17 protein-coding genes and 2 pseudogenes are annotated in these 19,519 nt (G+C 71.1%); 8 read left to right on the top strand and 11 right to left on the bottom strand.

Annotated elements, in window-relative coordinates:
- Nucleotides 1–25: 25 nt before the first annotated feature.
- The 6 genes from ACWG52_RS18075 to ACWG52_RS18050 all read right to left on the bottom strand — a co-directional run bounded on the left by ACWG52_RS18075 (nt 26) and on the right by ACWG52_RS18050 (nt 8,489).
- Nucleotides 26–1,042 (bottom strand): LLM class flavin-dependent oxidoreductase, encoded by a 1,017-nt coding sequence (locus ACWG52_RS18075; RefSeq protein WP_389803942.1) that lies wholly within the window; start codon nt 1,040–1,042, stop codon nt 26–28.
- Between the two features lie 56 nt (nt 1,043–1,098).
- Complete coding sequence (locus ACWG52_RS18070; protein ID WP_389803940.1) at nt 1,099–2,979, bottom strand: ABC transporter ATP-binding protein; 1,881 nt, start codon at nt 2,977–2,979, stop codon at nt 1,099–1,101.
- Nucleotides 2,976–6,152: a lantibiotic dehydratase gene (locus tag ACWG52_RS18065; RefSeq protein ID WP_389803937.1), complete on the bottom strand. Its 3,177-nt coding sequence runs from the start codon at nt 6,150–6,152 to the stop codon at nt 2,976–2,978. The genes ACWG52_RS18070 and ACWG52_RS18065 overlap by 4 nt, the downstream gene beginning before the upstream one ends.
- A 111-nt stretch (nt 6,153–6,263) precedes the next feature.
- Nucleotides 6,264–7,466: a lanthionine synthetase LanC family protein gene (locus ACWG52_RS18060; protein ID WP_389803934.1), complete on the bottom strand. Its 1,203-nt coding sequence runs from the start codon at nt 7,464–7,466 to the stop codon at nt 6,264–6,266.
- An 82-nt stretch (nt 7,467–7,548) separates the two neighbouring features.
- A complete protein-coding gene (locus tag ACWG52_RS18055) occupies nt 7,549–7,731 on the bottom strand; it encodes a hypothetical protein (RefSeq protein ID WP_389803931.1) in 183 nt (60 codons plus the stop codon).
- Nucleotides 7,732–7,904: 173 nt separating this feature from the next.
- Complete coding sequence (locus ACWG52_RS18050; protein ID WP_389803929.1) at nt 7,905–8,489, bottom strand: LURP-one-related/scramblase family protein; 585 nt, start codon at nt 8,487–8,489, stop codon at nt 7,905–7,907.
- A 181-nt stretch (nt 8,490–8,670) separates the two neighbouring features.
- On the opposite strand from ACWG52_RS18050, the gene ACWG52_RS18045 reads away from it, so the two are divergent.
- Nucleotides 8,671–9,930, top strand: a complete 1,260-nt coding sequence (locus ACWG52_RS18045; RefSeq protein ID WP_453128998.1) for a DUF6348 family protein — start codon at nt 8,671–8,673, stop codon at nt 9,928–9,930.
- 78 nt (nt 9,931–10,008) lie between these two features.
- Here ACWG52_RS18045 and ACWG52_RS18040 read toward each other — a convergent pair.
- A pseudogene (locus ACWG52_RS18040) lies at nt 10,009–10,196 on the bottom strand (hypothetical protein).
- A gap of 197 nt (nt 10,197–10,393) precedes the next feature.
- On the opposite strand from ACWG52_RS18040, the gene ACWG52_RS18035 reads away from it, so the two are divergent.
- Both ACWG52_RS18035 and ACWG52_RS18030 read left to right on the top strand, forming a co-directional pair.
- The gene (locus ACWG52_RS18035; protein WP_389803923.1) at nt 10,394–10,840 is read left to right on the top strand and encodes an NUDIX hydrolase; all 447 of its coding nucleotides are present in this window, start codon (nt 10,394–10,396) and stop codon (nt 10,838–10,840) included.
- 64 nt (nt 10,841–10,904) lie between these two features.
- Nucleotides 10,905–11,162 (top strand): annotated as a pseudogene (locus tag ACWG52_RS18030) (tyrosine-type recombinase/integrase); the annotation flags it as partial.
- Nucleotides 11,163–11,302: 140 nt separating this feature from the next.
- Here the strand turns inward: ACWG52_RS18030 and ACWG52_RS18025 are convergent.
- Entirely contained in the window at nt 11,303–11,863 is a 561-nt protein-coding gene (locus ACWG52_RS18025; protein ID WP_327384165.1) for a hypothetical protein, read from the bottom strand.
- 294 nt (nt 11,864–12,157) lie between these two features.
- Here ACWG52_RS18025 and trhA point away from each other — a divergent pair, with 294 nt between their 5' ends.
- A complete protein-coding gene (gene trhA, locus ACWG52_RS18020; protein WP_389803919.1) occupies nt 12,158–12,910 on the top strand; it encodes a PAQR family membrane homeostasis protein TrhA in 753 nt (250 codons plus the stop codon).
- A 62-nt stretch (nt 12,911–12,972) separates the two neighbouring features.
- Here the strand turns inward: trhA and ACWG52_RS18015 are convergent, their stop codons facing one another.
- Nucleotides 12,973–13,332, bottom strand: a complete 360-nt coding sequence (locus ACWG52_RS18015) for a PRC-barrel domain-containing protein (RefSeq protein WP_389803916.1) — start codon at nt 13,330–13,332, stop codon at nt 12,973–12,975.
- Between the two features lie 436 nt (nt 13,333–13,768).
- Between ACWG52_RS18015 and ACWG52_RS18010 the strand changes: the two genes are divergently transcribed.
- Nucleotides 13,769–15,046 (top strand): PP2C family protein-serine/threonine phosphatase, encoded by a 1,278-nt coding sequence (locus tag ACWG52_RS18010; RefSeq protein WP_389803914.1) that lies wholly within the window; start codon nt 13,769–13,771, stop codon nt 15,044–15,046.
- Nucleotides 15,047–15,094: 48 nt separating this feature from the next.
- Here ACWG52_RS18010 and ACWG52_RS18005 read toward each other — a convergent pair whose 3' ends face one another.
- Nucleotides 15,095–15,433, bottom strand: a complete 339-nt coding sequence (locus tag ACWG52_RS18005; protein ID WP_384580330.1) for a MerR family transcriptional regulator — start codon at nt 15,431–15,433, stop codon at nt 15,095–15,097.
- 1,284 nt (nt 15,434–16,717) lie between these two features.
- Between ACWG52_RS18005 and ACWG52_RS18000 the strand changes: the two genes are divergently transcribed.
- Together ACWG52_RS18000 and ACWG52_RS17995 are read left to right on the top strand one after the other, a co-directional pair.
- Complete coding sequence (locus ACWG52_RS18000) at nt 16,718–16,933, top strand: hypothetical protein (protein ID WP_327384162.1); 216 nt, start codon at nt 16,718–16,720, stop codon at nt 16,931–16,933.
- A gap of 214 nt (nt 16,934–17,147) precedes the next feature.
- Nucleotides 17,148–17,321 (top strand): CsbD family protein, encoded by a 174-nt coding sequence (locus ACWG52_RS17995; protein WP_109779112.1) that lies wholly within the window; start codon nt 17,148–17,150, stop codon nt 17,319–17,321.
- A 75-nt stretch (nt 17,322–17,396) separates the two neighbouring features.
- Here the strand turns inward: ACWG52_RS17995 and ACWG52_RS17990 are convergent, their stop codons facing one another.
- Nucleotides 17,397–17,843: a DUF2267 domain-containing protein gene (locus ACWG52_RS17990; protein ID WP_453128997.1), complete on the bottom strand. Its 447-nt coding sequence runs from the start codon at nt 17,841–17,843 to the stop codon at nt 17,397–17,399.
- Nucleotides 17,844–18,253: 410 nt separating this feature from the next.
- Between ACWG52_RS17990 and ACWG52_RS17985 the strand changes: the two genes are divergently transcribed.
- Nucleotides 18,254–18,529: an isoamylase early set domain-containing protein gene (locus ACWG52_RS17985; protein ID WP_453128996.1), complete on the top strand. Its 276-nt coding sequence runs from the start codon at nt 18,254–18,256 to the stop codon at nt 18,527–18,529.
- Nucleotides 18,530–19,519 lie beyond the last annotated feature (990 nt).

The following is a 19,519-nucleotide window of genomic DNA, read 5'->3' as shown; positions in this document are numbered from 1 at the left end:
GTACGTGCGCGCACGCACGGGGCCGTCATCGGGCGCGGGCCGCGGCCCGGTCGCGTACCGCCTCGGCGATGGCCCGTACGTCGGCCAGTGCTGCCTCGGGACCCTCGGTCAGCAGGACCCCCGCACAGCTCAACGCGATCTCCGTCGCCCCCGCGTCACCGTAACGGGTGAGCCGGTCGGCCACCTCGTCAGGTGTCCCGTACGCGAAGACACCGCCGTCGACCAGAGCGCCCGCCCCCGCCCACGGATCGGACACGTCCACGTCGAGCCCGGCCGACCTCAGCATGGCCGCGTAATGCTCCCCGCTCAGGTGCAGTTCGTGCGCCGCGAACGCCAGTTTCCTGGGATCCCGGCCGGGCCTGCGCACCGCACACGGCACGATCGACGTCACGCCGGGCACCGCCCGCCCGCGGGACGCGGCGCCCCGTGCCAGGGCCGGCACGATCTGTTCCTCCAGATGGGAGGCCGGGGTCAGCAGGGTGATCGCCACGTCGGCGACCTGCCCCGCCGCGTACGCCATGCGCGGACGGAGCACGCCCGCGCCGAGCGACACGACCGGGCATGCCCCGGTGGGGTGCGGCTCCGGCAGCACCGCGTCGTCGAGCCGTACGTACCGCCCCCGGAAGCCTTCGACCGCCTCACCGTCCAGCAGCCGCCGCATCACGGTCAGATACTCGATGACGGCCGTGAGCGGGCTCCCGTACGGCTCCCCGCGCAGCGCCGCCACGAAGTCCGGGTCCCCGGCGCCGAATCCGGCGACCACCGGCCGCCCGGTCAGCAGCGCCAGCGACCGCGCCTGCACGGCCGCGTCCAGGGGGTGGCGGAGCGCGGTCAGCGCGACAGCGGTCCCCGCGGGCACCCGGATGCCGCGCCCGGCGAGGTGGGCGAACGCCTGGTGCGTGTCGACGATCAAGGACTGCCCCAGGTACAGGCGCTCCAACTCCAGGTCCAGGACGGCCCTGCCGAACGCGGCGAGTTCGTCGAGGTCGGACGCCATCAGCGGATACATGAGGGACAGCGCCGGCGGGGTGCTCGTGGTCATCGGTGTCCTTCGTGGACGTCGGCTGTCGGACGGCAGGATGGGGGCGGGCGGGTCGGTCATACGGGGGCCTGCGTGCGCTCGGTCCCCAGGGGCGTCACGTACGCCTCGGCCTGCAGGCGGAAGAGCCGGGCGTACGTTCCGCCGAGGGCCAGCAGGTCCTCGTGGGTGCCCTCCTCGATGAGGGAGCCCCCGTCCAGCACGAGGATCTTGTCGGCGATCCGGACGGTCGAGAACCGGTGGGAGACCACCAGGGACGTCGCCCGGGAGCAGATGGTGCGCAGGCGGCCGAAGATGTCGGCCTCCGCCTCCGGGTCGATCGCGGCGGTCGGTTCGTCCAGGATCGCGATCGGCGCGTCCCGCAGGAACGCCCGCGCCAGGGCGATCTTCTGCCACTGCCCGCCGGACAGCTGGTGGCCGCCCTCGAAGTGCCGTCCCAGCACGGTGTCGTACGTGGCGTCGAGCTGTTCGACGAACGGGGCGGCGCCGCTCGCCTCGGCGGCCGCGCGAATGCGGTCGGTGTCGTCGAGCTCCGCGACGCGCCCGAAGCCGATGTTGTGGCGGACCGGCATCTCGTAACGGATGAAGTCCTGGAAGACGACGCCGATGTTGCGCTGCAGGTCGGCCGTGTCGTACTCCTCGATGGGCACCCCGTCGATGAGGATGCGGCCCTCGGTGGGCTCGTAGAGCCGGGTCAGCAGCTTGACGATCGTGCTCTTGCCGGCGCCGTTCGCGCCGACGAGCGCGCAGCAGGTGCCGGCGGGGACGAAGCAGCTGAAGCGGTTCAGGGCGACGGTCTCGGTACCCGGGTAGCGGAAGGTCACGTCCTGGAACTCGATGCCGTGGGTGAGGCGGCGCGGGAAGGGCCGGGTACCTCCGGTGATGCGCTCCTCCGGCAGGGACAGGTAGTCGAAGAGGTTCCCGGTGAACAGGGTGTTCTGGTACAGGGTGGCCACGCCCAGCAGCAGCCCGGTGGCCGCCACGTGCACGGCGCCCAGAGCCTGCAGGTACCCGGCCAGCTCGCCGAGGCGCCCCGTCGACACGGTCGAGGTGAGCGCGAAGACCAGAGCCCCGGCCGAGCCGGCCACGCTGACCAGTCCCAGTGCCGCCGACCAGCCGTGCCGCCGCCGCGCCAACCCCCGGTCCACGCGGAAGAAGCCCTGGACCAGCTCCCGGTAGCGGTCCACGAGGTACGGGCCGAGCTGGTACAGCTTCACCTCCTTGTAGGACGAGTCCGTCGTCGTCAGGTCCTGGTAGTAGAAGGCGCGGCGACGGTCCTGGGCGCGGTGGTACTCGACGGCGTAGCCCTCCTTGCTGAACACGATGTGCGCGGCGAGCGCGGGCACCGGGGCGAGCAGGATGACGACCGCGAGCCAGGCGTTCCAGGAGAACAGCACCGAGCTGACCATCACGAGCGACGCCAGCGAGGTGAGCGTGCGCAGCATCTCCTCGAAGACCTCGAAGGCCGTGCCGCCCCCGCTCTCGCGCAGGGCGCGCTGCAGCCGGTCGTACGCCTCGGGGTCCTCGTAGGCGCTGAGGTCCATGCGGGTGCCCTTGACCATGACCTGCTCGCCGATCTCGGCACCGAACTCCAGCTGGAGCAGGGAGTTCAGATACTGCGCGACCGACGACAGGACGTGCTCGGCGACCGCCACCGCGACCATCCCGGCGGCTGCCCCGGTGAGCCGGTCCCCGGCCCCCGGGACGTCCTCGACGGCGTCGGCGACGGCCTGCACCGCTTCGGCGGTGAGCCAGATCCCGGCGGCCGGAACGGCGCTGGTCAGCAGCGTGAGCAGGGCCAAGGCGGTCACCCGCCGCGGACTGAGCCCCCAGAAGGAGCGCAGCACCAGCCACCAGTAGCCCAGGTCCCGGGAGAGCCGGCGGTGCGCCTGCGGCACGGCGTCCCCGTCACCGTCGCCGGACATGGATCCCTCGATCACTGGGGCCTCCCGCGCAGGCAGTTCAGGACGTGTCCCCACACCAGGTAGCAACGGTTCTCGGCGGGCCGGTCCATCGGCAGCAGCCGGTTCACCTGCATGTGCGCCAGGCTGGCCAGGATGGCGTCCCGCGTGCCCCACAGCGTCCCGGCGGCCTCCGCCTCGGCGACGGCCCGGGCGGCGCGCCGTACGGCCGCGGCCTGGGCGTCGAGGACCGTGGCCAGCCGTTCGTGGTGGGCGCGGCCGAGCGGGTGCGGCCGGCGGTCCCAGGGCCGCAGCAGCTCGCACAGGTAGTCGCGGTCCTTGCGGTAACGCTCGCGGGCCTCCGCGTCCTGCGCCGGACGGGGCATGGCGTCCAGCCGCTCGCGGATGTCGAGCCCCCACTGCGCGTACAGCGCGTCCACGGCGGCGATGACGACGGCCTCCGGCTCCAGGCCGGGCTCCTTGTCCCACAGCAGGCGCAGCAGCCGGCAGGAGACGGCCGAGTTCGCGGCGAAGAGCTCTTCGAGGCGGTCGTACACGGCCGGGCCGCCGTAGCGGCTGACCTCGGGGTGGTACGTGGCCACTTCGAGGCGCTCGGCGAGCCCCCGGCGTACGAGCCCCTCGCCCCAGGCGAACAGCGCGGGCAGCGCCGCACCGGACCCCGTACGGGTCCTGATGCGCAGGTGGGCGTCGGGATCGGCGTACCGGATGTAGAACCACCGGTCCGGGGCGGCGTCCGCGGCACGCATCTGCTCCACCAGGGCGGGGAGTTCGGTGGCGGCGATCTCGTCGTGCAGGTCCCGGGCCGCGTACAGCTTGAGGTACGACCACGCCGAGCCGGGCAGATGGGCGGGGTGCGCCGCCGGTGCGGCCTTGCGCCGGATCTGCTCCGCGGCGGCGCGCACACGGTCCTGCGAGGGCTCCGCTCCAGGGGAGGCGATGAGCGGGACGACGACCTCGGACAGGTGGCCGTGCCCCGAGCCGTCGCGCAGCCAGGTCGCGTCCGGGCCGGGCAGGGCCTCCTGGAGGGTGACGCGGCCGGTGGCGGTGCGGAGGTCGGCGAGGAGTTCCTCGACGCAGACCGGGTGTTCGAGGTCGAGGAGCAGTCGGTTGTCGTCGTCCGCGAGGTAGACGTGTCGGGGGACCCCCCAGGTGCGGCGCCAGTGGGCCACGTCGTCCGCCGAGCGCGGCACGGGGACCGGCCCCGCCGTCGCGGGGGCGGTCTGGGCACCGGCCGGGTACAGGTTCCATTCGGCGGGGCGCACGACGACCCGGCCCCGTACGACGCGCGGCAGGTACGGGGCGCCCTCGACGGGTCCCCAGGTGAAGCCGGAGGGGGTGGCGTACCGGGCCCGGGAGACCTCCAGGAGGAAACGGCAGACGTTGGGCGCGCCGTAGGGGCTGAGCATGTGGTTCTGGACGACGACCAGCTCGCGCCCGAGCCGGGCCGAGTAGAGGCGCAGGCCGTCGTCGGTGGCGCCCACGTGGATGTCGGCGAGGTCGATGACATGGTCCGGGGCGGCCGTCGGCGCGACGTTGACGGGGATCTCGTAGGCGTGGACCGCCGGCCGGATCGCCACGTTCGCGCCGCGGCCGTTGGCGGGCAGGTACGCCAGCTCGGCGACGACGACGTCCGGCTCCAGGGCCTCGCGGGCGCGGGCGTAGGCACGGAGGCGGTCGGTGGCGTCCGGTCCGAGGAGGTGGAAGAACCGGCCGAAGGTCCGGCCGCCCTCGCCGAGGCCGTCGCCGTTGAGGACGGCCCGCCATGCGCCGCGGTCGATGGCCTCGGGGCTGTCGGCGGCGATCTGGACGTACGCGTCGACGCCGGGGCAGGCGGGGCGGCCGGGAGCGGCTGCCTCCTGGCCGTCCTGGGGCAGCAGGCGCCGGAGCACCTCGTCGGTCAGCTCGACCTCGTCGCGGCCGTGCCGCCACGCGTCGGCGGCGAGGGCGACGAGTGCCCGGTGCGTGTGCGGGTCGCCCTCCGAACCGTGCTGGTTCATCACCATCGCGCGGGGCGGCGTGAGGTAGCTGTTGGGTGCGTCCAGGCCGCGTTCGGCGCCGAGGAGGTCCAGGACGGGGACGAGGGCGTCGGTGCCGAACCGCTCCATGAACGCCTGGTGGTACGAGGCGAGGTGGTCGTATCCGCCGGGTGCGGCCCGACCCAGCCGGGCCAGGCAGCCGACGGCTTCCGCGACCTCGTCCGCGACCTGGCGGTTCAGGACGCCCGCGGGGAGATCGAGGGCCGAATCGACCTGCAGGGGCTGTGCCTTGTGGCCCGGGACGAGGGCGCGCTGCGCGGTGCGCAGCCGCTGGAGGGCGGCGGTGTCGCCGTACGGGGCCCGGCCGGTCAGCTCGGTGATCTCCCGGAGGGCCGCCACCGCGGGGTGGTCGGCGCCCGCGGTGGTGAGGCGATCCAGGACGTACGCCTCGGGGCGGGGTTCGGTGACGGGCGGCCGCAGATCGGTGACGAGCAGACCCAGCCCGACCAGCTCGGTGACGAGCGCGCCGATCCGCTCCGGGCCGGCGTCGGGGAAACTCGCGGTCAGCTCGGTGAGCAGGGTGGCGTACGGGACGGGAGCGGCGGGCGGGGCGAGGCTTCGGATCCGGGCGACGGGAGCGGTGTGGCGGACGCGTACCGCCCGGCGGTCGGAGGCATCGCCGTGCACGCCGGAGGAGGGCAGGACGAGCCGGTCGCCCACCCGGTGGGCCATGGCGTTCATGGAGACGCCGAGCCGGCTCAGGACCTCCGGGTCCGCCTCCAGGCGTTGGACGAGGGCGAGGAGCCAGCCCATGTCGGTGCGCACGTGCGCGGCGCCGAGGGCGGTGTCGCCGAGTCGGGCGGTGGTGGTGTCGCCGAACGTGCCGAGGGCGACACCGGAGAAGGCGCCGAAGGGGGTGGGGCGGGTGCTCATGCGGGTGAGGTAGCGCAGGGCACGTGAGTGGACCCGCCGGGCTTCCTTGCCACCGGTGTCCGCGCCCGCGTTCCTGCCGGGCGCGTCGAGCTTCGCCAGCCCGTCGAGCAGTCCGCTCCCGGCGGCGACCAGTCCGTGCCGTACCCGGGGGTCGTCGACGAGGGCGCGCAGCCGGGCGCGGGTGCGGTCGCGGTCGCCCCCGTCGAGGGCGTCCCGCCAGACGTCGACGGGCAGGGCCGGCGCGCGCAGGAGGTGGAAGTCGAGGGCGTGGTATCGCGGCATGGGTGGGTCGGGTCCTTGTGGGTCGCGGTCACGGTCGGTTCGCCGCATGGTCGGTTCGCCGCATGGTCGGGTGCCGGCAGGTTCACCCCGTGCCAGGTCACCGCAGGTCGGTCACTGGGGGAGCAGCACGGTCCACCAGCCCGGCCGGTGGCCGGTGGCGAGCGCGCGGAGGGTGAGCGCGATGCCGGCGGCGCCGGTGAGGAGGCCCGGGTTGTCGACGATGTGCCCCGTGGTCTCGTGGTCCCGGTAGAGGAGCGGCAGGTCGGGGTCGGCGGCGTCCACCAGCCGTCGGGCGAGGCCGGGGAGGGCGCGGGCAGCTCCGTGGCTTCCGTGGGAGGCGAACTCGTGGGCGAGTACGACGAGGCCGGCGAGGCCGTGGCACACGGTCGGCGAGCGCGGTACGTCCCCGGCGGCGACCCGGTCGAGCAGCCCGTCCAGCGCGGCGAACGCCCGGTCCTCCAGCCCCCGGTCGCCGGTCGCCCGGGCCACGGCCAGCAGCCCGGCGGCGACGCCCCCGGTGCCGTGGCACCAGGCGGGGGCCGCTTCGCCGTCGTCGGCCGGTACGGTCCGGGGCCACCGCAGACCGTGCCCGCCGCCACGGCCGACGGCCAGCAGCCACGCGGTCAGCTCGTCCAGGGCGGCGCGCTGCCCCGGGACCCGACGGCCTCGGCGCCAGGCGGCGGCGAGGGCGGCGGCGATCCCGGCGGCGCCGTGGGACATGCCGGTGTCGAGGCGGCCGTGCACGGCCCAGTGCCCGGCGGTGGCGACCCACACGAGGTACCGGAGGCACCGGTCGAGGGCCTCTTCGACGGCCGGGGTCACGGGCGTGACGGAACACAGCTGGACGGCGATGCCGGCGGCTCCGTACACGAGGTCGTAGTGGTGATCGGCGACGGCACCGGGCGACCGGGGCCAGTCGGTGGCGATCACCTGCCGGGCGAGCTGTTCGTGCAGCCTGCCGAGACCGGGGAGGAAGCGCGACTCGTCGCGGGAAACGTCCTGCAGGGCGAAGGCGAGCCCGGCGGTCCCGTCGAACAGACCGGGATGGTCCATCGGGCTTTCCCGGGTGGCGGAAAAGGCGGCCCGTACGAATGCGGAGGCGCGATCGACCCCTGTGTGTCGGTGCAGGAGGGCGAGGCCGGCGTGGCCCTCGCTGAGGGAGGCGCCCGACCAGAAGGACATGTCGGTCTGTCGGGCGGCGCGCACGGCGGCGGCGTCGGCGCGCTCCGGTGTGGCGAGTCGCTCACCGATCAGGTCGGCCACGGCGCCGGCGCGAGCGGCGAGGCCGGGCGGAAGAAGTGCTGCGTCGGACATGTACGGCCCTGCCGGCTTCGGGGTCGTCCCCCGGCCGACGACGGCCGGGGGACCTACCACTCGACGTGAACGGACGGTGTGGTCAGCACTTGCCGTTCGTGCGGACGGCGGCGCAGGCCGCGGTCATCTTGATCGTCTGCTTGATCGTCTGCTTGATGACGGCCTTGCTGACGACGCGCGAGGCGATGCCCGCGGCCGGGGACAGCTGCGTCTCGGCCGGGTCGGCGGAAACGGTCACGCGGGCGTCGATGTGGAACTCGTCCATCGGTACTGCACCTTTCATCTCATACAGAGGGCCGCCCCCCGTGTCGGAACACCGGGAGGCGTTCCGGTGGCGGCCCGGAAATGAAATTACCGATGGGTAGGAGACGGGTGAACCCGCCGAATTTCCTTTTCCTTCCCCGTCGTTCGGCGGGGAAGGACCTGCCGGTTCGCGGGTCAGCGGGACTGGAGGGCGTCCAGCCCGACGGCCATGCAGAGGGCGAGGACCCGATCGAGGGAGGGATCCTGGACGCGGATGACGTAGCGGTCCCGAAGGCCCCACTTGCGTTCGACGGACAGGACGGGCTGTTCCTCCCGCACGAAGTCGAAGTGGTAGACGAACGGCACGGGCGGTACGGGTATCACGGGCACGACGAGGTCGAGGACCTCCCAACCGCGCCGCGCGAGGGCGACACCGAGACTCCGCTCCTTGCCGACCGCGGCGGCCCCGGCGCGCTCGGTCAGGTGCCAGGTGGACCGCACGAGCGAAGCCTTGGCGTCCTTGCGGAAGGCCCCGACGGACTCGCCGTCGGGCCCCGTGACGTCGTAGGTGGCCCCGAAGTCGATGACCTGCCGGGCCTTGAACCCCCCGAGCTTCCGGGTCCGGTCCTCACCGTTCCAGAGGGTCAGCTCGTCCTTGAGCGCGAGCCGCTTCTGCTCGGCGAACGCGAGCACCTCCCCACCGTCCGGCGGCGTGATCACGTAGCGATTGACCAGCGGGGTGATCTTCTGCGTCATCAGATATTCGCTCAACTGCTCCATACGGGAACACTAGGCAGCCCGGAAGCGCCCCCTCCTACGCCTGAGGAGGGATTGCGAGGCTCCCCACCCCCGCCGATCGGAGGGGTCGTCCCTCCGACCGTCCCCCGTACACCCGCCACCGCGCGTGCCCTCGGACGTTCATGCAGGTGGCGCACCGGCGCCGGCTCCGTATGATCCCCGCATGTCCTGGATACGCCGTCGCCCGCGCCGCACCGAGCCCGCCGCCGGTCGGCTGTCCGACCTCGACTTCCTCGCTCTGGTCCGCGACGCCCTGGAGGAGGTCGCCCCCGGCTGTACGGAGGGCGCCCGAATCCAGGGCAACTCGCTCGAGAGCCCCGAGGGTTGGGCCGTCGCTGTCGGACCGCCGGGACACGGGGACGACCGGCACTACGACCTGATCGCCTTCCCGGACGTGAGCATCCAGCCCGACGTGCCCTGCTTCGTGGACTGCGTGGTGGTGGTCACCACCGCGCGCGACGCGGCCGGCCTCTGGGCCCGTTCCGCCGGCGCCTGCCTGCTCCAGCTGCTCCACGGGCATGAGGAGCTCGCCGAACACCACGGCCCCGACGACGAGCACGGTGTGCCGGGATGGCGGTCCATCAGCTCGGGCGCGCTGGCCTACGGGCTCTCCGACCAGGAGAACCTCCGTCTCCAGAAGGCACTGGTGGAGGCGGACGTGCTCCGCGAGATCGCCGACACCTTCACGGCCGACCTGGAGCCGGTCTGGTTCAACGGTGTCCGGGTCTTCTACGGCGGTGTCCCCGGCGCCATGGAGGCCGAGGTGCGGGTCAACGGCGAGCGACACGAGGCCGCCTCCGCCGCGCTGGCCGCGCTCGGCCTGCCCGAGCCGACGGTCTTCACCGTCGCCCGTTCCTTCACCCTGGTGCTGCCCGCCGGCTCCGACCAGGAGGCGCACGGCCCCGGGAGCGACGGGTGCGCGTGCGACTGCGGCGGCACCTTGGACCCGGAGCGCCCCGGCTTCGCCCACCCGCTCCCCCACCTGATCGGCGAACTCTCGCCGGCCGAGCAGGCGGAGCGGGTCACCGTCGACACCGGCGCGGTGATGGTCGCCGAAGGTGTCGGCAACTTCCTCAAGGTCCGCCTGCCGATCCGCCTCGACGACGGCCGCACCGTGGTCCACCTGGCCTGGGTGCGCCTGGCCGCCGAGGTGATCGAGGACTACACCCGCCGGGTGCACGCCGGCACCTTGGAGGGACACCGCTTCGAGGGCCGCTTGGGCAACGCCGTCGAGCCGTGGGGCGAGGAGCTGCTCCACGCCCCCGTCCTCCTCGGCGGGCAGCGCGAAGAGGCGGGCGGCTCGATCCGGCCCAGCGAGGTTCTCGACTCCGAGCACCCCCTGCTGGCCCGGATCCTGCGCGAGAGCTGGCCGGCCGCCTTCGTACTCGGCGACCGCGACCCCGGACGGCCGTCCCGCTCCTGACCATGGCCAGGTGCCTCACGAGCGCTGCCGACTCGCGGCGACAAAGCCACGGCCACGGACGCGCAGGGGCGGGGCACTTCAGCGCTTCTGCGCCCTGTACCGCTTGAGAAGGGCAGTGATCCTCACGGGGTCCGCGGCACCGTTCAACTCCACCAGGAGATCATCGGGGCAGAGCTCGTAGTGGTCGCCCCACCATCGCCGCCCCTTGGTGTCCCAGATGCGATAACCCCGGGCACGCCCCTGGCCACGTACCGCCTTCTACTCACGCTGCTCCCCACCCGCCCCTTCCCGGTGGTGCGTTCGCCTCACGCACCTGTCACCCGTGACGGCGTGGGCACGATGCCCGCCCCAACTCTGCCCGACAGCCGGCCGGCCCCGCGCAAGAGCCCACCCCCCTCGCTACCGGCCGTCTTTCGGCACCCCGTCCCACGTCACGGCCCAACAAGCAAGGAGACAGACCGAAATGAAGGAACGAGTCCGCGCCGTCCTCGTCACCGCCGACGACACGATGCTGGTCATCCGCCGCACCAAGCCCGACATCCCCGAGTACTGGGTCCTCCCCGGCGGCGGCGTCGAGGCCGGCGACGAGTCCCGGGAGGCGGCCCTCCACCGCGAGATCCACGAAGAGATCGCGGGCAAGGCCGACACCGTCCGCCTCCTCCACACCATGGAGACCGACGACGAGCGCCAACTCTTCTACCTCGCCCACATCGCGACCTGGTCCTTCGAGGACCGCACCGGCCCCGAGTTCAGCGCCGAGGGTCGCGGCGAGTACGCGCTGGAGGAGGTCCCGCTGACCGTCGAGGGCCTCGACGGAATCGACCTCAAGCCCGAGGAGATCGCCCACGTCCTGCGAGGCGCCATCAACGCCGGAAGTCTCGGAGGCGAGGCTGCCCTGATGAGCCAGTAGCGGGTCCCTAGCCGAGCCAGTCCATGGCTCAGTCGGCGGCGGGCGTCCGCACCATCCACCTGCCAAGGCCCGCGCGAAGGTCGGACTGTCGAAGGACTTCCGCTTCTACGACCTGCGCCACACCGGCCACACCCTCTCCACCCAGTCCGGCGCGACCCTCAAGGACACGATGGTCCGCGCCGGCCAGTCCTCGGAGAAGGCCGCGATGATCTACCAGCACTCCGACGACGATCGCCAGCAGGAGGTCGCCGGGGGCATCGACGCCCGGGTACGCGCTGCCCGCGTCAAGGGAGCGGTGAAGAGGCAGGCGAAGGGCGCTTGACGATCGGCGGGTGAGGGGAGGGAGGCGTCTCGCCTTCCTCCCCTCACCGGCTCTCCGGGTGCCGTTGGACCCGAACAGCAGCGGCGGCGCTCGTCGATGGCCCGTCTACGGCCGTGCTGTGTCGAGAGGAAACCTGGGGCTCAGGCACGCCTCCATGCGTCGAGGAAGGCTTTCCGCTCAGCCGGATCAGCTGACTTGTGGTCCGCGTGCAGGACCCGCCAGGCGGTGAGTTCGAGATCCCGGAGCCACAGCTCGCCGATGACCTGCGTCTTGAGGTCGGGGAGGTGGTCGGATTCGGCGAGCGCCTGGCCGATCACCTCTCCGGCTGCGACGCGCTGGGGTGGGGTCATCTCGTCGACAGCCGAGAGGATCTGACCGGCCAGACCGGTGCCTTCTCCGGCCAGCGAACTCAGCACGAACGTTTTGATGTTGGCGGGCAGCAGGTAGAGGGAGCCTGAGGTCCTCCACAGGTCCGACCAGAAGCGTTCTCCGGCCTCGGTGGGAGCGGGGAGCGCGGCCAGCAGTCCGAGGAGGTGCGCGGTGGCCGCGTACCCATCGGAGTGGGCGGATGCGACGACGGCGATGTCGGCGACGCGCTCGACGTCGATTCGGCCCGCTTCGAGGCGTGGGTCCAGTCCCAGTCGCTGTTCCAGCTGGTGGGAAAGGGGGGCGGATGCGTGGGAGCGGAACTCGGGAAGCATCGGCGGTCCTTGAACGTAGGAGAGCGGAGAGGCCCGTTCGGAAGCCCTGATCGTTCCCGTGGCCCGCCGACTTACACGACTTCCACGGCCCCAGTTGGCGGCAGGCCTCCAGGACCGGAACCATGGGCGGCTGAAAAGACCATGTCCGGCGGTGCCGGCCCGGTGGTCCGAGGCAGGCCTCGGGCCATCCTCCTGCGGGCAGGCTCCTCACATGAGCACGTGGTTGCCAGTGACGCCCAGCAGTCCGAGGCAGGAAGGGAAGCAGTGTCCCGCGACGACGTCGAAACCGGCGGTGTGTCTTCCGCACCGACGGTCGGAGGCTGTGAGGCAAGTGGCCCTCCCTCCGGATCGCACCGTGACAAGGCCGCCGACGCCCACCCGATTGCCGACCTGGTCGAGCGAGCGGCCGATCTGGTGGAGCCGATCAAGCCGAAGCTACGAGGCTGGCTCCACGCCGGAATGGTCCCCGCATCGCTGGCCGCGGGCATCGTCCTCATCTGCCTGGCGGGGACACCGCACGCCACCCTGGCCTGCACCGTGTACTCCGTCACCGCCTGGATGCTGTTCGGGACGAGCGCCGTCTATCACCTCGGCACGTGGGGACCACTCGGTGAGGCCGTTCTGCGTCGCCTCGACCACGCCAACATCTTCCTGATCATCGCCGGCACCTGTACCCCGCTTGCCGTGCTCCTCCTCCCCCCTGACCAGCGGTCCGTCCTGCTGTGGATCGTGTGGACGGGCGCTCTGGCCGGCATCGCCTTCCGTGTCCTGTGGGTCGGGGCTCCCCGCTGGCTGTACACCCCCTGCTACCTGGCCCTGGGCTGGGCACCGGTGCGTTACCTGCCCGACTTCCTGGACAGTGGTGGGGCGCCCGTAGTCGCCTTGATCGTGACCGGCGGGCTTCTCTACAGTGCGGGCGCGGTTGTCTACGCCCTTCAGCGCCCCGACCCCTCGCCCCGCTGGTTCGGCTTCCACGAGGTCTTCCACGCCCTGACCGTGGCAGCCTTCACCGCGCACTACATCGCCATCTCCTTCACCGTCTACTGAGCACGGCAATGTTCTGCCCGGGGGCTGCTGTCGCCCTGGGCGGGTTGCCGGCTGGCTTCGGGTCAGGGTGCGAGGGGGCGGCGGAGGGAGAGGTAGTAGTTGCCGACGGCGGACAGGTAGCGGTGGTCAGCCGTTTCGCTGTCGGTGGTGAACTGGGGAGCGGCTTTGATCTCGTCTCGGGTCCCTGTCACCCTTACCGTCCGTGTTTCGGTGTCGATGCCGGCGACGGCGCCGGCCGGGATCAGAATGCTCTTGCCGAACACCCACACGCCGGTGTCGACGACCAGGTGCTGCATGCCGGGCTGGTCCTGCTGACGGTCCACGTGCCCGATGGTTCCGTCAGCCGCCTCAACCGTGAACCCCACCAGTGACTGCCGGGACGTGTAGCCGCTGTCCTGCGCGTACATCCACACACCGCTCACAACCCCGTCTCCTCACGCTCGGCTCGAAGGCGACGGCCACAGCCACACCGCCGACTTGACTCGTCCATCCCCATGCCCTGGTGCTTGCCCCGCAACCGGGTCCTCTGAGGATTCCGGGCGTGTGCGCTACACCGGTGGCCGGGCGGCGTCCCCGAGAGGGCCGATGCCTGCTGTTCGGGTGAACCAGTCAGGCAGCGCGGACTGCACGGGCAGCAGCAGCCACCTGACGTGCGGGTCCTCGGGCAGGGTTGAGGACGGTCGGCCCCGCGGGCTTCTCGGATCTGTGCCGGCCGTGGTCACAGGCTGCGACCCCAGATGGGATGGCTTCGACGAGACAGGGGGCTGCCCCTAAGGCCTCGTGCGCTCGGAAAGAGCGTCAGGGAACTGTGCTCGTGGAGGGCCGGTCCCACGGCGTCGGAGGAGGAGAGGAGCGGTCATGCCCCCAACCGAGGAGCGAGATCCAGGCGCCCATCAGGGACGCGCCGGCGGAGAGCAGCTGGCGGAGGTGGACCTTGCGGGCGTGCTCGCGGCGGCGGAATCCGCCTCCCCTGTGGAGTCACTGGACGTCGTCGCACGGATGCTCAGAGACCGGCTGAACGCTGCTGTGGTCTCGTTCCTGATCGTCGACTTCACCGGGTCGTCAGTGGTGCGGCTCGGGGCAGCGGACAGCGTCGAGTCCGACGAGCCCCCTGAACGCGTCGCTCTGCCCGGCACCCTCTACGCGGACGTGTTGCGCACACAGCGGCCGGCCCTCCAGCGAGAGGGCAACAGCCGGGTCAGGGTCGTGGCGCCCGTCACCAACCGCGGCGACGCCATCGGCCTGCTCGAACTCTTCCTGCCGGATCACCCCGACGACTTCGCGATGAGGCAGATCGGCGCGACCGCTCACGCCCTGGCCTACATCGTGATCGCCAATCGGTCCTTCACCGACGTCTACCAATGGGGTCGCCGTACACGGCCGCTGAACCTGGCCGCCGAGATCCAGCACCGACTCCTGCCCACCTCACTGGCGTGTGAGGCAGCCCAGTTCACGGTGGCCGGAGCGCTGGAACCGGCCACGCACGTCGGCGGTGACACCTTCGACTACGTCGTCGACCGCGACACCATGCAACTCTCCGTCACCGATGCCATGGGCCACGACGTGGAAGCCGCGCTACTCGCCACCCTCGCAGTGGGCGCCCTTCGCAGGGCCAGGCGTGCCGGCGCCGAGCTCGAAGTACAGGCCTCGGAGGCCAACCGGGCCGTCATCGACCACGGCAGGCGGGGCTTCGTCACCGGGCAGCTGCTGCGCATCAGCCTGCTCGACGGGACCACTCAGTTCGTCAACGCGGGGCATCCTTGGCCGCTGCGCCTCAGACGGGAGAGGGTCGAGCAGATGGTCCCCGAGGTCGATCTCCCCTTCGGTGTCCAGCCGCGTACCGACTATCGGGTGCAGCGGCTGGACCTGCAGCCGGGTGACCGCCTCGTGATGCTCACCGATGGCATGCTGGAGCGCCGCGCTGTGGAGGTCGATCTGCCCTCCCTGGTTGTGCGCACGGGCGATCTCCACCCCCGCGAGGCCTCCCGCGCTCTGGTCGCCGAGATTCTGCGCGCGCATGGTGGCCGTCTCCAGGACGACGCGACGGTCATGTGCCTGGACTGGCACGGTACCCACCAGGTCACACGCAGCGCTGACGCCGGGGCGGACCTGGCGGAGGCGTCCGCACCCGAGTAGCACTCCTTCGACGACCGAGGCCCGCCGATCCCGACGGGCACACTCGGGTCAGGTTGAGGACGGCGACGCGGAAGATTCGGCGGCGCGGCGGTACTCGGCGTTGATGCGCTGCGCCTCCTCGAGCTGGTCCTCGAGGATGATGATGCGGCAGGCGGCCTCGATGGGGGTGCCCTGGTCGACGAGCTCCCGGGCGCGGGCGGCGATGCGCAGCTGGTAGCGGGAGTAGCGGCGGTGGCCGCCCTCGGAGCGGAGCGGGGTGATCAGGCGGGCTTCGCCGATGGCGCGGAGGAAGCCCTGGGTGGTGCCGAGCATTTCGGCGGCCCGGCCCATGGTGTAGGCGGGGTAATCGTCGTCGTCGAGCCGGCCGAACGAGTCGTCTGCTGTCATTGAACCTCTCTCGTGGAACGCGTGGAGGGGCCCTGGCGCCGTACGGCACCAGGGCCCCGAAGGAACTACTACACCATCTGTCGGCCCTGATACTGCGCCGACCCTGTGTTTCCGCCGACCCGGCCGACACGCTGCCGGGAGTGCGGGGATCGCGGTTGCTTGACCGGAGACCACCTCACTATCGATGTCCTGCGGTACCCGGGCTCTAGGCTTCCGCCCGGGCGATCCTGATGGTGCTCGGCTCCTCCGTTCTTCCCTCGGTGATCAACTGCTTACTGCTTGTACTGCTCAGACTTCGTACTGCTCAGTGGCCTGTGTCAGCGCCACTCTTCGGCAGCCAGCCCCGTTGCCCATCCTGCGTCTGCTCTGGCGTAGAACCCCACTGCCGAACTTCCCGGTGCGTGCGCCCGCAGCCGACGCCTTCACCGAGGTGCTGCTCACTACTTCACTGCTGGGTACTGCGAACTGCACTTACAGGTAATGCCACTGCGTTAACTGCGGGTACTTCTCGCGGCGGCCCCTGATGACTGCGGGCCACCCGGTCCGGTCGTCAGTCCCGTCGCCGTCCTGCAACAACCCTGGCTTCGGAACTCCACCACCGCACCGTCCTGCGCACTGCAACTACGGGTACTGCTGCCCGGCAGTTCGTCTCTGCCAGGCCCTGCTGTCTCTCTGGGCTACGAGAGAAACCATAACCACGCCACAGCCCAATGTCTACTCCGGCCGTCATAGATTTTCGTGTGGCGGGTGAGGAGGTAATCGACCTCGAACGCACGGTCGCTCCTGTCGATGCGCAGCACAGGGAGCAGCTGGGGGCGGTCGACGGTGTGTGCCTCATCGAGGGCCGGAGCAACGGTCGAGAGCGTCGCGGCACACCGGAAGCGGTGTCCTGGAGGATGGAAGAATCGTTTTGACGAACGTGACGGACGATCATTGGACGGACTCCAGCCGCGGCGCACAGGCCGGCAGCGGCAAGCGCAGAGAGGTTGGCCGTCTTCCGGAAAAAGCGCGCCGAAGGCCTTCCCATAGCCCGGCACGCGCCCGTGGCCGGATTCCCGGAGAACCCCCGGACCAGGGCACACACACCCCTGTACACGCAGCTTGCGAGGAGTGGGCTGCCCGCGGCGCCACCGTCCCCGGCCTCCCCGACCTGCTGTGGCAGCGTCTGGCCTCTTCCGAACACCTCAGGCGCGAGACGGAAAGCACCTTGCGCCAGCTCCGCCCGGCGGGGGATCCCCGCCCCGTGGACGGCGCAGCCGGGTCGGTTCAACTGGAGACACTCACGTGAACCACGCTGCACTGGTGTGCCGGGGGTGCTTCGGCAACCTCTACGCCGTCTCCACCAACTGCGCCCCCGCCGCACCTTTGCCCACCTGGGAAGTCGACCACGACCACACCCCGGCCGACTGTCCCCTGCGCCCTCTCCTGCCGCTGGAAGGCGCGGCCGCCCACGTCCACGAGCTCCCCGACGCCGGCCACGTCCTGACCGAGCCGGCCTGACACGATCCCGGCTCGTCACACCGCGCTCCGGCTCGCCGGCACGGTCACCTTCATGAGGCGCCGCGCGGACCGCTGTGGCATCCAGGCCGGCTGGCCCATGGCCGAACGCTTCGCCCCGAGCGTCACCCCATTGCCAGCCCGTCTGTTTAGGAGGGATCCCGCCGGTCATACGGGGTTCTGTAAGACCTTTCCATCGAACAGGGAGTGATCAGCTGTGTCTGGTGAGCAGAAGGCCGAGGCGAAGGGCGAGCAGGCCAAGGGCAAGCTCAAGGAGACCGCTGGCCGCCTGACGGGCAATGAGCGGCTGACCGCCGAGGGCCGCGCGGAGCAGGCCAAGGGCGATGCCCGCGAGGCCAAGGAAAAGATCAAGGACACCTTCAAGCACTGACCCCTCGCGCGCACGGGGCCGGGACCGCAGGAGCGGTCCCGGCCCCGTTGCATGTCCGCGCGCAATCGGCCCCGGTCAGGCGGCGGCGTGCTGAGGCCGGTGCAGTTGCGCCTGACCGAAGAGGAGTGCGTAGTCGTCGGGGAGTCGATGGAGGACGCGGGCAAGGAGGTCGGGTCCGGCGAGCGCGGTGACGGTGGCGAGTACGGCGCCGGTGTCCCAGCGGGCGATGGCCGGGCTCACGCCGGTTCGTGCGGCCAGGTCCTTGACGAAGCCCCAGCCGGTGAGGTGTTCGGTGTCGGGGATCTGGGCGGTCAGGGTGAGGGCGGCTTCGACGGGCAAAGCCTGGGCGAGGTCGACGCGCTCGTCACCGGTGACCTGCCGGCCGAGCGCGGCAAGCACGGTGCGGACGGCTTCTTCCGCGCGTTCGCGGGTGGGGTAGGCGCCCTCGTAGCGGACGCGTTCCAGCATCTGGTCGAACGTCATGGCGGGGGTGGGCCGGTCCGGTCGAGGCTGGTCGTACATGGTGCTGCGGTTGCCCTTCTCTTCGAAAGTTCGAGTTCCGGCCATCGGCGCCGGTCAGATGGGCTGGGGGTGGCCGAAGAGGAGGTCGTAGCCGGGCGGGTGGGCTGGAGTGGGGGTGACACTGCTTCGGCGCCAGGCGGTCCGAAGTGTGGCGTGCTCGCGGGACGTCTGCTCCGCATGGCGCAGGACCCGGCCGGTGTGGCTACGGGGCCCCGGCCGGGTCCTGCTTGCGTGGGGCAACCCGTCGTCGTACCCCACGTGCACTGTCACATTTGCCCGGTTGCGCGTCCTGCTGGGTGCAGCGGGTGGGTGACCTGGTGGGCAGTACGGCGGCGTCGGCGTGCGCAGCTCCTGCTCTGCCCTGACCATGGGCCCGTATTGTCCCTCCCCCTGTCCGTCAGGAGTGTCTCGTGCTGGAACGCGCCGTGCGCAAGAACAGCGCCAAGGTCACCTTCGTTCTGCCCGCCGACATGCCTGCGGCCGAGGTGAGCGTGGTCGGCGACTTCAACGACTGGTGCCCCGGCGTGCACCCTCTTACCCTCCGCAAGGACGGCAACCGCGCGGTCACCGTTGAGCTGCCCACCGGCAGCAACCATTCCTTCCGCTACCTGGCCGCCGACGACTACTGGTTCAACGACGACACCGCCGACGAGCACGACGGCCCCAACAGCCGTATCCGCACCTGATCGCGTCTGGCAAGTGCTCTCCTAGTCCTGGCAGCTGCCGTCCTGGGCGATGAAGCCGGCTCCTTCTCCGCATCAACCTTCACGGCGAGGCCTCCCACTCCATGCGGAACGCGGAGGGTAATCGCCCTGGTTCGTGACTAGCCGGGCCGCTTCCACGACAGTGCCGTGGCCGACGAGCTCCCGGACGTGGGCGGCGCTGCGCAGCTGGGTAGCGGAAGTAGTGGCGGAGGACGCAGGCGAGCGGAGCGGGTGATCAGACAGGCCTGGAGAGCAAGAGGGGGCGGAACGAAAGGAGGGGCCCCGGTGCGTTCAGCACCGGGGCCCCGAAGGAACTGCTACACCATCTGCCGGCCCTAGTTCTGCGCCGGCCTACTGTCTCCGCCGACCCGTCCGAACGGGGACAGGCTGTGCGGGGATCGCGGTTGCTCGACCGGAGACCACCTCACTATCGATGTCCTGCGGTACCCGGACTCAAGACTTCCGCCCGGGCGATCCTGATGGCGCCTCAACTCCTCCGTTCTTCCCTCGGCGATCAACTGCTTACCAAACGGGAGAGACTGCAACTGCGGGTTACTGCGGTACTGCGTACTGCTGGTGGCCTGCTGCAGCGCCACTTTTCGGCAGCCAGCCCCGTTGCCCATCCTGCGACTGCTCTGGCTTAGAACCCCACTGCCGAACTTCCCGGTGCGCGCATCCGCAGCCGACGCCTTCACCGAGGTGCTGCTCACTACTTCACTGCTGGGTACTGCTCACGGCGGCCCCTGATCACTGCGGGTCACCCGGTCCGGTCGTCAGTCCCGTCGCCGTCGTGCAACAACCCTGGCTTCGGAACTCCACCACCGCACCGTCCTGCGCACTGCAACTACGTACTGCTGCCTGGCAGTTCGTCTCTGCCAGGCCCTGCTGTCTCTCTGGGCTACGAGAGAAACCATAGCCACGCCACCACCCAATGTCTACTCCGGCCGTAATAGATTTTCGTGCCCGCCGAGG

This window comes from Streptomyces sp. CLCI03 (genome assembly GCF_053615355.1).
Note: the sequence above shows the minus strand (reverse complement) of the source record. Positions and strands in the feature narration are given on the sequence as shown.

Bases quoted from the DNA above. Each gene is read 5' to 3' on its own strand.
- ACWG52_RS18055 (WP_389803931.1), bottom strand. From the start codon at position 7,731: ATGGACGAGTTCCACATCGACGCCCGCGTGACCGTTTCCGCCGACCCG.
- ACWG52_RS18075 (WP_389803942.1), bottom strand. From the start codon at position 1,042: ATGACCACGAGCACCCCGCCGGCGCTGTCCCTCATGTATCCGCTGATG.
- ACWG52_RS18045 (WP_453128998.1), top strand. From the start codon at position 8,671: ATGTCCTGGATACGCCGTCGCCCGCGCCGCACCGAGCCCGCCGCCGGT.
- ACWG52_RS18035 (WP_389803923.1), top strand. From the start codon at position 10,394: ATGAAGGAACGAGTCCGCGCCGTCCTCGTCACCGCCGACGACACGATG.
- ACWG52_RS18050 (WP_389803929.1), bottom strand. From the start codon at position 8,489: ATGGAGCAGTTGAGCGAATATCTGATGACGCAGAAGATCACCCCGCTG.
- ACWG52_RS18010 (WP_389803914.1), top strand. From the start codon at position 13,769: ATGCCCCCAACCGAGGAGCGAGATCCAGGCGCCCATCAGGGACGCGCC.
- ACWG52_RS18065 (WP_389803937.1), bottom strand. From the start codon at position 6,152: ATGCCGCGATACCACGCCCTCGACTTCCACCTCCTGCGCGCGCCGGCC.
- ACWG52_RS18060 (WP_389803934.1), bottom strand. From the start codon at position 7,466: ATGTCCGACGCAGCACTTCTTCCGCCCGGCCTCGCCGCTCGCGCCGGC.
- ACWG52_RS18005 (WP_384580330.1), bottom strand. From the start codon at position 15,433: ATGACAGCAGACGACTCGTTCGGCCGGCTCGACGACGACGATTACCCC.
- ACWG52_RS18025 (WP_327384165.1), bottom strand. From the start codon at position 11,863: ATGCTTCCCGAGTTCCGCTCCCACGCATCCGCCCCCCTTTCCCACCAG.
- ACWG52_RS17990 (WP_453128997.1), bottom strand. From the start codon at position 17,843: ATGTACGACCAGCCTCGACCGGACCGGCCCACCCCCGCCATGACGTTC.